This is a genomic window from Serinibacter arcticus (genome assembly GCF_004786095.1).
Taxonomy (GTDB): Bacteria; Actinomycetota; Actinomycetes; order Actinomycetales; family Beutenbergiaceae; genus Litorihabitans; species Litorihabitans arcticus.
Genome location: NZ_RHPJ01000001.1, coordinates 853,936 through 865,691, shown reverse-complemented (window position 1 = coordinate 865,691; position 11,756 = coordinate 853,936). Strand labels below are relative to the sequence as shown.

Here is an 11,756-nt window from a genome sequence, read left to right as displayed (position 1 = left end):
CCCCGGTCAGGAACCGATGGCCACGACCATCTTTCCGGTGTTCTCGCCGCGCATCATCCCGAGCAGCGCGTCCACGGCGTTCTCGATCCCGTCCACGACCGTCTCGTCGTAGGCGATGCGGCCGTCGGCGAACCAGCCGGTCATGTGCTCGGCGAACTCGGGGGCGAGGTGTCCGTAGCCGCCGAGGGTGAACCCCTGCAGCGTGAGGCCGCGCGTGATGGCGTTGCTGAGGTTGTCGGGGCCGGGCGTCCGCTCGGTGGAGTTGTAGCCGGCGATCGCGCCGCACAGGGCGATCCGGCCGCCGGGGTTCATGGCGTCGAGCGCGGCCTCGAGGTGGTCGCCGCCGACGTTGTCGAAGAAGACGTCGACGCCACCCGGCACCAGCGCGGGCAGCTGCTCGCGGACGGGCGCGTCGCGGTAGTTCAGCGCGGCGTCGTAGCCGTACCTCTTGGTCAGCAGCGCGACCTTCTCCGCCGATCCGGCCGACCCGACGACGCGGCTCGCGCCCAGGAGCCGTGCGATCTGACCCGCTGCCGTGCCGACGGCGCCCGCGGCGCCCGAGACGAACACCGTGTCGCCGGGCTGGATGCGTGCGATCGCGGTCAGGCCGACGTAGCCCGTCAGGCCGGTCATCCCCAGGATGCCGAGGTGCAGGGACAGCGGGGCGCCGGCAACCTCGGCGACGGCGCGGAACGTGCCGGCGTCCTCCTGCGCGACGTCGCGCCAGCCGTGCTGGTGCAGCACGACCGTGCCGACCGGCAGGTCCTCGACGGTGGTCTCCACGACCCGGCCGACGGCGCCGCCCGTCATCGTCTCGCCGAGCGCGTACGGGGGTGCGTAGCTCTTGACGTCGTTCATCCGGCCGCGCATGTAGGGGTCGACCGAGACGAACGCGTTCGCGACGCGGACCTGGCCGGGCGCGAGGTCGCCGTAGGTGACCTCGGTGGTGCGGAAGTCCTCCGGCACGGGCCAGCCGGAGGGGCGACGGACGAGCTGGACCTGGATGCTGACGGCGTGCGACATGCGGGGAGACTCCTCGGGTGGTGCGGGTGTGCGGGTGGCGGGTGCGGGTGGTGCGTCGGTCAGAGCGCGAGGCCCACGGCGAGCGCCAGGATCCCGAGCAGCGGCGGCACGAGCTGCTTGAGGGCGGCCGAGGTCTTGCTGCGGTCGGACGTGAGCAGCACGAGGCCGGCGAGGACCATCGACCCCGCGCCGGTGAACACCAGCGTCGCGCCGACGGCGGTGCTCCCCGCGGCGAGCGCGATGATCCCGACGATCACGGCGACGGCCAGGAACAGGTTGTAGAACCCCTGGTTGTAGGCCATCGCCCGCGTGGCCTCGGCCTCCTGCGGCGTGGTGCCGAACAGGGCGCGTGACCGCGGTGAGGTCCACCGGAGGGACTCGAGCACGAAGATGTAGACGTGGATGAGCGCGGCGAGCGCTGCGAGCACGAGTCCGACGACGATCACGGGGTTCCTCCTGGCGGTCGATCACAACCTTTTCTGGACTGACCGGTTCAACATATACTGAACCGATCGGTTGGCGAAAGGGGTCGGTGTGGGTCGGGTGCAGGGGTACGTCACGCAGGACGTGGTGCGCGCGGCGCGCAGCGTGTTCTGGGAGCACGGCTTCGAGGGTGCGGCGCTCCCGGTCCTCGAGGTCGCCACGGGGCTGAACCGCTCCAGCATCTACCACGCGTTCGGGAGCAAGCGAGGGCTGTTCGACGCCGCCGTCGCGAGCTACCTCGACGAGGTCGTCCGCCCGCGCCTGCGCCCGCTGACGCTGACCGCCGTCGCTCCCCACGCCCTGGCGACCTACCTGCTCGGGCTGCGCGCGGCGCTCGCCGAACCGGCGTCGTTCACGGCCGTCAACGGCTGCCTGCTCCTGAACGCCGCCGGTGCGCCGATCGCGCGCGACGCCGCGGTGCGCGACGCCGTCGCCGCCTACCGCGCCGAGCTGTTCGCGGCGTTCGCGGCCGGGGTCCGGGCGCGCTTCCCCGACGAGGGGGAGGGCGGCGTGGAGCGCCTGGCCCAGGCGTGCACCGCGCTGGTGGTCTCGGCGCTCGCGCTGACGCGCGTCGACAACGACAGCGCCCTTCGCGGCCTCGACGGCGCCCTCGCACTCGTGGAGCACGGCACCCGCGCCCAAGGTTGAGTCGATTGGACTCAAGGTGACTTGACGCCCTCCGGTCGAAGGCGCAGACTTGAGCACATCAGACTCAAGGTGGACCACGCAGCACCTCGCGGCGGGTCCGGAAGGAGCAGTACAGACATGGCACGAGCAGTCGGTATCGACCTCGGAACCACCAACTCGGTCGTCGCGGTCCTCGAGGGTGGCGAGCCCACGGTCATCGCCAACGCCGAGGGTGCGCGCACCACGCCGTCCGTCGTCGCGTTCTCCAAGTCCGGCGAGGTCCTCGTCGGTGAGGTCGCCAAGCGTCAGGCGGTCACGAACGTCGACCGCACGATCTCCTCCGTCAAGCGCCACATGGGCACCGACTGGAGCCAGGACATCGACGCCAAGTCCTACAGCGCGCAGGAGATCTCCGCACGCGTGCTCGGCAAGCTGAAGAAGGACGCCGAGTCCTACCTCGGCGAGCCCGTCACGGACGCCGTCATCACCGTCCCGGCCTACTTCAACGACGCCGAGCGCCAGGCGACCAAGGACGCCGGCCAGATCGCCGGCCTCAACGTGCTGCGCATCGTCAACGAGCCCACCGCCGCCGCCCTCGCCTACGGCCTGGAGCGAGGCAAGGAGGACGAGCTCATCCTCGTCTTCGACCTCGGTGGCGGAACGTTCGACGTCTCCCTGCTCGAGGTGGGCAAGGACGAGGACGACTTCTCCACGATCCAGGTCCGCGCCACCAACGGTGACAACCGCCTCGGCGGCGACGACTGGGACGCCGCGATCGTGGCCTGGCTCGTCACGCAGGTGAAGAACGCCTACGGCGTCGACCTCTCCAAGGACAAGATCGCGCTGCAGCGTCTGCGCGAGGCCGCCGAGACCGCGAAGAAGGAGCTCTCCTCGGCCACCGCCACCACGATCTCGCTGCAGTACCTCTCCATGACGGAGAACGGCCCGATCCACCTCGAGGAGAAGCTGACCCGCTCGCAGTTCGAGCAGATGACGGCCGACCTCCTCGAGCGCACGAAGGCGCCGTTCCGCAACGTCATCAAGGACGCCGGCATCGACGTCTCCGCGATCGACCACGTCGTGCTCGTCGGTGGCTCCACCCGCATGCCCGCCGTGACCGAGGTCGTCAAGGAGCTCACCGGTGGCCGCGAGCCCAACAAGGGCGTCAACCCGGACGAGGTCGTCGCCGTCGGCGCCGCGCTCCAGGCCGGCGTCATCAAGGGTGACCGCAAGGACGTCCTGCTCATCGACGTGACGCCCCTGTCGCTCGGCATCGAGACCCGCGGTGGCGTGATGACCAAGCTCATCGAGCGCAACACGGCCATCCCGACCAAGCGCAGCGAGGTCTTCTCCACCGCCGAGGACAACCAGCCGTCCGTGCTGATCCAGGTCTACCAGGGCGAGCGCGACTTCGCCTCGGACAACAAGGCGCTCGGCACCTTCGAGCTGACCGGCATCGCGCCCGCCCCGCGCGGCCTGCCGCAGGTCGAGGTCACCTTCGACATCGACGCGAACGGCATCGTGCACGTGTCCGCCAAGGACCGCGGCACGGGCAAGGAGCAGTCCATGACGATCACCGGTGGCTCCGCCCTCCCCAAGGAGGAGATCGACCGCATGATCAAGGAGGCCGAGGCGCACGCCGCCGAGGACGCCGCCCGCCGCGAGGAGGCCGAGGTCCGCAACACGGCCGAGAACCTGGCCTACTCGATGGACAAGCAGCTGACCGACAACGCCGACAAGCTGCCGGAGGACGTCGCGAGCGAGGTCCGCACGGCGATCGCCGACGTCCGCACGGCGCTCGAGGGCACCGACGTCGAGGCCGTCAAGACGACCACGGCCACGCTCTCGGAGGTCAGCCAGAAGATCGGCCAGGCGCTCTACGCGCAGGCTGACGCATCCGGCCCTGCCGACGGCGCTCCCGCCGACGCCCAGGACGCCCCCGTCGACGATGACGTCGTCGACGCCGAGGTCGTCGAGGACGAGGACGACAAGAAGTGACCGGGGCCTCGTACGACGACCAGCCGGAGCAGCCCATCATCCGCGACAAGCGGCGGATGGACCCGGAGACGTACGAGCGCCGCGACGCAGCCGACGTGGCCGACGACGGGACGCAGGTCCCGTCGTCGGGCGCCGAGGGCGTGGCCGGCACCGACGGTGAGGCGGTCGAGGGCGCGCCCGAGGCCGACGAGCAGCGCGCGGAGCTGCTGGACCTGCAGGACCAGCTCGCCCGCGCCAAGGCCGACGCCTACAACATCGAGCAGCGCTACAACGCGTTCGTGAAGCGCTCGCGCGAGCAGGAGGCGGCGGCGCGCGACCGCGGTCGCGCCGACGTCGTGGAGGCGGTCGTGCCCGTGCTCGACGACATCGCGCTCGCGCGGCAGCACGGCGACCTCGACGGGCCCTTCCTGGCCGTCGCGGAGAAGCTCGAGCAGGTGCTGGTGGCGCGTTTCGAGGTCGAGCGGTTCGGGGCGGTGGGCGACGAGTTCGACCCCGCCCACCACGAGGCGCTGATGCACGCCACGTCGGCCGACGCGACGGCGACGACCGTCTCGATGGTCGCGCAGCCCGGCTACCGCCGCGGCAGCGCCGTCATCCGCCCGGCTCGCGTGGGCGTCGTCGGACCGGAATGATCGTCAGCAGCACCGCCCCCCGCCGAGACCGCCTCGGAGGACCGATGGACGACGGAAGGAGGCGCCCGTGAGCGGCCAGGACTGGTTGGAGAAGGACTTCTACGCCATGCTCGGCGTGCCCAAGGATGCCGACGACGCGGCCATCAAGAAGGCCTACCGCAAGCAGGCCCGCGCCTACCACCCCGACCAGAACCCGGGTGATGCCAAGGCCGAGTCGCGCTTCAAGGAGATCGGCGAGGCGTACGCCGTCCTGTCCGACGCCGAGCAGCGCAAGCAGTACGACGGCCTGCGCGCCATGGCCGGCGGCGGACCCCGCTTCACCGCGGGCGCCGGCGGCCCCGGCGGCGGTGGCGGCAGCTTCGAGGACCTCTTCGGTGGGGTCTTCAGCGGCGGCCAGGGTGGACCCGGCGCCTCCGGTGCGCCCGGCGGTGCCCGCTTCGGCGGCGGTGGCGGCGGCTTCGAGGACATCCTGTCCGGGATGTTCGGGGGAGCGGCCGGCCCCGGCGGACGTCGTCGCGCCGGCTTCGCCGGACCCGAGCAGGGGGCCGACCTGACCGCGACGCTCACGCTGCCGTTCCGGTTCGCGGTCGAGGGCGGCGAGATGCCGGTCTCGGTCGAGGGTCGCTCGATGAAGGTGCGCATCCCCGCCGGGGTGCGCGACGGCCAGCGCATCCGGCTGCGGGGCAAGGGTCGTCCAGGACAGGGCGGCGGTCCGGCGGGCGACCTCGTCGTCGCCGTCACGGTGACGCCGCACCCGGTCTTCACGCTCGAGGGCACGACGCTCGGCGTCACCGTCCCCGTGACGTTCGCGGAGGCCGCGCTGGGCGCGACGATCACCGTGCCGACGTTCGACGGCGGCTCGGTGCGCGTCCGCGTGCCGGAGGGGTCGCCGTCGGGCAAGCGCCTGCGGGTGCGCGGCAAGGGCATCACCACGGCCGCCGGCACGGGCGATCTCATCGTCACGGTCGAGGTCGCGGTGCCCGAGCGGCTGACGGACGCGGCCCGCAGCGCCGTCGAGGCGTTCGCCGCCGCGACGGCCGAGGCGGACCCGCGCGCCGGGCTCGCGGCGGCCGCGGCCCAGTAGCGCACGCCGGCACGGATCCAGGAGGAGCGATGGTCACCAGGACGTACGACGCACCGGTCCTGACGGTGTCCGCCGCCGCCGAGCTCGCCGGGATGCACCCGCAGACGCTGCGGCAGTACGACCGGCTCGGCCTCGTCGTGCCCCACCGCACGGCGGGCCGGGGCCGGCGCTACACGCTCCGGGACGTCGCGGCCCTGCGCGAGGTGCAGCGCCTCTCCGCGGAGGGCGTGAACCTCGAGGGCATCGGTCGCATCCTGGAGCTGCAGCGCGAGAACGCCGCGCTCCTGGCGGCGCTCGAGGGCCTCCGGGCGATCATCGATCCCGGCTCCCGGGTCTTCGCCGCGAGCACCACGGGCGACGTCGAGTCGGTCCCGCGCGGCCGTCGGGCGCGCTTCCGCCCGACGGCGTCCGACGGCGCGGACGGCACAGACGGCTCCGGGGGTCCCCGGTCCTCCGGCGCCGGCGCGCTCGTGCTCTGGCGCGGCGGGCGCTGATCCGCCGTCGATCAGGCCAGGCGCGCGCTCAGCACGAGCTCGGTACCGGCGTCCAGGCGCACATCGGCGACCCTGACACCCGGCGGCAGCTGCTCGGCCAGGTCGATCGGCCGCCGCGTGGCCTCCTGGACGCGACTGCGAGCGACGGCGAGCAGCCCCGCCACGATCGGGTTGGCGCTCCCCAGGGACACGTCGGAGAACCGCAGCACGAGCGCGCTGTCGACGGTCGCGGTGCCGCTGGCGTGCGCCGAGGCGGACAGGATCCCCCGGCGCAGCTTGGCCTCGGCCCGCAGCCGCACCTCGCGCGGCCCGGTGGAGGTGAGCTCCACGTCGAGCCGCACCAGCGTGACCCCCTGCTCGGCCAGGACGGCCGTGGCGACACGACGCACGGCGTCGAGGACCGCCGCCTTCGGCGCGCTGACGCGCAGGTGCCCGGTGACCGGGTGCTCGGCGGTGGGCGGCAGCGGCTCGACGCCGACCGTCCCGTCCGCCGCGTCGATCCACCGCAGCGGGAGGTCCCGCACCTCGGCGTCGATCTCGACCGGGACGTCGGCGACCGTGATCGGGTGCGCCTGGAAGGTGCCGAGGTGCATCGTTCCGCGCGTCTCGCCGACGACGGCGGGCAGGTCGGTCAGGTCGGCGGCGTCCGCCGTGGCCGCCGACGTGAAGGCCGACTCGGGGATCACGACTCCGGTGGCGTCCACCACGGCCGAGGTGACGTCGTCGCCGTCGAGGATCACGGTCGTGCCGGCCAGGACCGCGTCCATCCCGGCGGCCAGCGCACCTCCGAGTCCCTGGTCGCCGGCGACGGCGCGCACGCGGGCCAGCAGGTCGGCGCCGTCGATCGGGCGCGGGCCGGGGCCCAGGGGCAGGTAGTCGGGGTAGGCGCTCATACCCGTCAGCGTAGGGCGACGGCGCGGGGATCGGCCGGGTGGATCGAGCCGGGTAAGGGTCCCCACACTGGAATCGTTCAAGACAGCAACGTAGGGTCGAAGCCATGGAGGCCTTCGACGTCACGGCGCTGCGGGGCCGTGGCCTGCGCGCGACGCGGCCCCGGCTGGCCGTGCTGGCGACGCTCCGCCGTCGGCCCCACGCGAGCGCCGAGGAGGTCGTGCGCGAGGTGCGCGAGTCGCTCGACGCCGTCTCGGTGCAGGCCGTCTACGACGTGCTGAACGCCCTCGCGCTGAGCGGTCTCGTCCGCCGGGTCGACCCGACCGGTGCGCGCGCCGCGCGGTACGAGCTCGACGTCGGCGACAACCACCACCACCTGGTGTGCCGGGGCTGCGGCCTCATCGTGGACGTGCCCTGCGCCGTCGGGCACGCCGTGTGCCTCCAGCCCGCACTCGACCACGGCTTCGCGCTCGCGGAGTCCGAGGTGACCTACTGGGGGCTCTGCTCCCGGTGCCAGACCGAGGCGACGGGGCCCGTCCGGGTCACGGCGTCGACCGCCCTGCCGGAAGGACCAGCATGACGATCCCCCGCACCACCAACGACTTCGGCGCCCCCGTCGGGAGCGACCAGCACTCCCTCACGGTCGGCCCGAACGGCCCGATCCTGCTGCACGACCACTACCTGATCGAGAAGCTCGCGCACTTCAACCGCGAGCGCGTGCCGGAGCGCGTCGTGCACGCCAAGGGCAGCGGCGCCTTCGGGACGCTGCGCGTGACGCAGGACGTCTCGCGCTTCACCCGCGCCGAGCTGTTCCAGCCCGGCGCCGAGACCCCGATGCTGGCGCGGTTCTCCACCGTCGCGGGCGAGCAGGGCAGCCCCGACACCTGGCGCGACCCGCGCGGCTTCGCGCTGAAGTTCTACACGTCCGAGGGCAACTACGACCTCGTCGGCAACAACACCCCCGTGTTCTTCATCCGCGACACGATGCAGTTCCCCGACTTCATCCACAGCCAGAAGCGCCGCAGCGACACCGGTCTGCGGGACAACGACATGCAGTGGGACTTCTGGACGGCCGTCCCCGCCTCCGCGCACCAGGTCACCTGGCTGATGGGCGACCGCGGCATCCCGCGGACGTGGCGCCACATGGACGGCTTCGGCTCGCACACGTTCCAGTGGATCAATGCCGACGGCGAGAAGTTCTGGGTCAAGTACCACTTCAAGACCGACCAGGGCATCGAGTTCTTCAGCCAGGACGACGCCGACGCGATGGCCGGTGTCGACGGCGACTACCACCGTCGTGACCTGTCCGAGGCGATCGAGCGCGGCGACTTCCCGACGTGGACGCTGCACGTGCAGGTCATGCCCTACGACGAGGCGCGGGACTACCGCTTCAACCCGTTCGACCTGACGAAGGTGTGGTCCCAGAAGGACTACCCGCTCATCGAGGTCGGCACGATGGAGCTCAACCGCAACCCCGAGGACTTCTTCACCGAGATCGAGCAGGCCGCGTTCGCGCCGTCCAACCTCGTTCCCGGCATCGGCCTCTCGCCGGACAAGATGCTGCTCGGCCGGGTGTTCTCCTACGCCGACGCGCACCGCTACCGCATCGGTGCGAACTACTCGCAGGTCCCGGTCAACGCGCCGCAGGTGCCCGTGCAGTCCTACAGCCAGGCGGGGGCGATGCGGACCGAGAACTACCCGAAGGGCCGTCCGGTGTACGCGCCGAACAGCCACGGCGGCCCGCACGCCGACCCCTCGGCCGTGACCGAGACCGACGCGTGGACCACCGACGCCGAGTTCGTGCGCCAGGCCTACACGCTGCGTGAGGCCGACGACGACTTCGGTCAGGCCGGCACGCTCGTGCGCGAGGTGCTCGACGACGCGGCGCGCGACCGCCTCGTCGGCAACATCTCCGGGCACCTGCTCGGCGGCGTCTCCGAGCCGACCCTCGTGAAGGCGTTCGCCTACTGGAGCAGCGTCGACGCCGAGCTCGGTTCCCGCGTGGAGACCGTGGTGCGCGAGACGCTGCGCCGCGGTGAGGCCGACACGGCGGGGAACTCCTCGCCGAGCACGGACGTGGACGAGGACCTGGTCACCCAGGCCTGAGCCGCTGACGGGCACGGTCGGTCGCCGGTGACGGCGACCGACCGTGCCCGTCGTCGTTCCTCCCGAGGCCCGGCGGGGTCCTCAGGACCCCGCCATCACCCACGCGTTGTCCCGGAACAGGTTCCCGGGGTCGACCTCGCGCTTGACCGAGCGCAGCCGCTCGAGCGTGGCGGGCGGGAAGGCCCGGGCGACGACGTCGGCCGCCGGACCCGTGTCGAAGCTGAGGTAGGTGCCCTCGCCGTGCGCGAGCACCGCCGCCCAACCGGCGTCCAGGGCCGCCTCGTGCCCCCCGAGCGCCGTCACGGAGAAGTTCGCCGACCGGCCCGCGTAGGCCGTCGCGTCCGCCGCGACGTCGGAGATCGCGCCGCCGACCGCCCGCACCGAGAAGAAGTGCGTCGCCCCGGAGCGCAGCAGCGCCTCGACGTCGCGGGCCAGCTCGGGCGTCAGGTGCTCCACGAGCGTCGAGCGCGAGTGCGGCTCGCCGACGGCGGCGTGCGCGGCGTCGGAGGCGCCTCCCATCACCTGCGCGTACCGCGCCATCTGCACCTGCTGACCGATCAGCGGCGCGAGCGCCGCGAACGGCTGCAGCCGCTCGATCACGGTGTCCGGGTCGCTGTGGTCCACGACGCCGTAGACCTGCGCGACCACACGACCGTCGCGCTGCGGCGCCCCCATGACGAGGAACAGCGTGACGTCGCGCGGAGACGCCTCGATCGCGGCCCCGAAGCCCGTGAGGAAGTCGGCCACGTCGCTCGCGTCGAACGCCAGCTGGACCCAGCCGACGTCGCCGACCTCCGCCGCCTCCAGCTCGAGGGCGGTGACGACGCCGAGGTTGGCGCCCGCGCCGCGCAGCGCCCAGAAGATCTCGGGGTGCTCGGTGTCGCTCACCCGGAGCGCCCGCCCGTCGGCGAGGACGATCTCCGCGGCGCGCACGGCGTCGATCGTCAGCCCGTGCTCGCGGCCCAGGAGGCCCACGCCGCCCGCGGTGGCCAGCCCTCCGACGGCGACGCCCCCGTAGTCGCCCGAGCTGATCGCCCAGCCGTGGCTGTCGAGCGCCGCCGCGACGGCTCCCCACCGCGCGCCGGGGCCGACGCGCACGAGGCGACGCTCGGCGTCGAGCACCTCGATCGTGTCCAGCCGGCCGACGTCGAGGACGATCCCGCCGTCGTTCGTCGAGCGGCCCGAGATCCCGTGGCCGCCCGAGCGGATCGAGAGCGGCACCTGCCCGAGCACGGGCTGCTCCCTGGCGAAGGCGAGAGCCTCGACGACCTCCGCCGTCGTGCCCGGACGCAGCACGAGGCCGGGGCGGCCGCCTCGCATGTACGTCGCGCGGTGCTGGGGGTAGGTGAAGGATCCGGGTTCGACGGCGGAGCCCACCAGCGAGGTCGGCAGCCCGTCGTAGTCGATCCCGTCGCGGCGGAGCGAGGCGGCGCGGGGGCTGAGCACGGGGCCCGTGGTGGTCCCGCGGACGCGACGCTCGGCGGCGATCCGCTCGCGCAGGTCGGGGACGACCTCCTGGGCGAAGGTCGTCATCGTGGTCGGATCGTCCGTGGCCACGATGAACGTGCCGACGCCGTCCTCGAGCGCGAGGGCGAGCAGGTCCTCGACCCAGCGCTCGGGCGGGCCCTGGAGCGGTCCGGTCGTGCGGGCGCTGAAGGCGCCCTGGATGTTGAGCAGGCGACGGATCTCGCGCGGGTCGCGCCCGGCCTCGCGGGCGGCGGCGTCGATCGTCGCGTTGCCCGGAGCGAGTCCGTCCTCGCCGAGGTAGCCGAGCGACGGCAGCCAGCCGTCGGCCTGCCGCCCGACGAGGCGCAGCATGCGCGGCTTGTAGGCGCCGACGACGATCGGGATCGGGTGGGCCGGGCGCGGGCCGCGCTTCGCGCCGTCGACGTGGTGGAACTGCCCGGCCACGCGCAGCGGTGAGCGGTCGTCGGCCGCCCAGATGCCCCGGATGATGTCGATCGCCTCCGACAGCGCGGTGACGCCCTGGCCCGGGGTGCGGCGCGGCTCGCCCATCGCCTCGATCGCGTCCCAGAACCCGCCGGCGCCGAGGCCGAGATCGACCCGGCCGCCCGAGAGGAGGTCCAGGCTCGCGGCGCTCCGGGCGAGCACCGCGGGTTGGCGCAGCGGCACGTTGAGCACGTTGCCGGCGAGGCGGATCCGGCTCGTGCTCGCAGCCACCCAGGTCAGGAGCGTCCACGTGTCGTGGAACTGCGGCTGGTAGGGGTGGTCCTGGAACGTCGCCAGGTCGAAGCCCAGCTCCTCGGCTTCCCGGGCGAGCTGGACCGGCGCGTGCGGGGAGGCGTTGGACGGCGTGAGGAAGACGCCGGTCTCGAGGTCGTGGCCGTAGTCGGGCATGTCTCGATCGTCCGCCTCGCGCGGGAGCGGGGCAACGTGTCGGTGAGTCGCTTACGATGG

11 protein-coding genes are annotated in these 11,756 nt (G+C 72.9%); 7 read left to right on the top strand and 4 right to left on the bottom strand.

The genetic code is table 11. The features are described 5' to 3' along the window. Positions 1–6: 6 nt before the first annotated feature. Positions 7–1,023, bottom strand: a complete 1,017-nt coding sequence (locus SERN_RS04030; protein WP_135848776.1) for an NADP-dependent oxidoreductase — start codon at positions 1,021–1,023, stop codon at positions 7–9. 59 nt (positions 1,024–1,082) lie between these two features. Next, entirely contained in the window at positions 1,083–1,469 is a 387-nt protein-coding gene (locus SERN_RS04025; protein ID WP_135848775.1) for a DUF1304 domain-containing protein, read from the bottom strand. 88 nt (positions 1,470–1,557) lie between these two features. Here SERN_RS04025 and SERN_RS04020 point away from each other — a divergent pair, with 88 nt between their 5' ends. From SERN_RS04020 to SERN_RS04000, 5 genes are all read left to right on the top strand, one after another. Further along, the gene (locus SERN_RS04020) at positions 1,558–2,154 is read left to right on the top strand and encodes a TetR/AcrR family transcriptional regulator (protein ID WP_135848774.1); all 597 of its coding nucleotides are present in this window, start codon (positions 1,558–1,560) and stop codon (positions 2,152–2,154) included. 117 nt (positions 2,155–2,271) lie between these two features. Continuing rightward, positions 2,272–4,131, top strand: a complete 1,860-nt coding sequence (gene dnaK / locus SERN_RS04015; protein WP_135848773.1) for a molecular chaperone DnaK — start codon at positions 2,272–2,274, stop codon at positions 4,129–4,131. Beyond that, positions 4,128–4,763: a nucleotide exchange factor GrpE gene (locus tag SERN_RS04010; RefSeq protein ID WP_233251444.1), complete on the top strand. Its 636-nt coding sequence runs from the start codon at positions 4,128–4,130 to the stop codon at positions 4,761–4,763. Before dnaK ends, SERN_RS04010 begins: the two co-directional genes overlap by 4 nt. A gap of 67 nt (positions 4,764–4,830) precedes the next feature. Beyond that, positions 4,831–5,847, top strand: coding sequence for a DnaJ C-terminal domain-containing protein (locus SERN_RS04005; RefSeq protein WP_135848772.1), 1,017 nt, complete (start codon positions 4,831–4,833; stop codon positions 5,845–5,847). Between the two features lie 29 nt (positions 5,848–5,876). Beyond that, positions 5,877–6,341, top strand: a complete 465-nt coding sequence (locus SERN_RS04000; protein WP_135848771.1) for a heat shock protein transcriptional repressor HspR — start codon at positions 5,877–5,879, stop codon at positions 6,339–6,341. Between the two features lie 11 nt (positions 6,342–6,352). Here the strand turns inward: SERN_RS04000 and SERN_RS03995 are convergent, their stop codons facing one another. Then, a complete protein-coding gene (locus SERN_RS03995) occupies positions 6,353–7,234 on the bottom strand; it encodes a hypothetical protein (protein ID WP_135848770.1) in 882 nt (293 codons plus the stop codon). Positions 7,235–7,338: 104 nt separating this feature from the next. Here SERN_RS03995 and SERN_RS03990 point away from each other — a divergent pair, with 104 nt between their 5' ends. Both SERN_RS03990 and SERN_RS03985 read left to right on the top strand, forming a co-directional pair. After that, the gene (locus SERN_RS03990) at positions 7,339–7,812 is read left to right on the top strand and encodes a Fur family transcriptional regulator (protein WP_135848769.1); all 474 of its coding nucleotides are present in this window, start codon (positions 7,339–7,341) and stop codon (positions 7,810–7,812) included. Beyond that, positions 7,809–9,338, top strand: coding sequence for a catalase (locus SERN_RS03985; RefSeq protein WP_135848768.1), 1,530 nt, complete (start codon positions 7,809–7,811; stop codon positions 9,336–9,338). The genes SERN_RS03990 and SERN_RS03985 overlap by 4 nt, the downstream gene beginning before the upstream one ends. Before the next feature lie 81 nt (positions 9,339–9,419). Here the strand turns inward: SERN_RS03985 and SERN_RS03980 are convergent, their stop codons facing one another. Continuing rightward, positions 9,420–11,696: an LLM class flavin-dependent oxidoreductase gene (locus SERN_RS03980; protein ID WP_135848767.1), complete on the bottom strand. Its 2,277-nt coding sequence runs from the start codon at positions 11,694–11,696 to the stop codon at positions 9,420–9,422. Positions 11,697–11,756 lie beyond the last annotated feature (60 nt).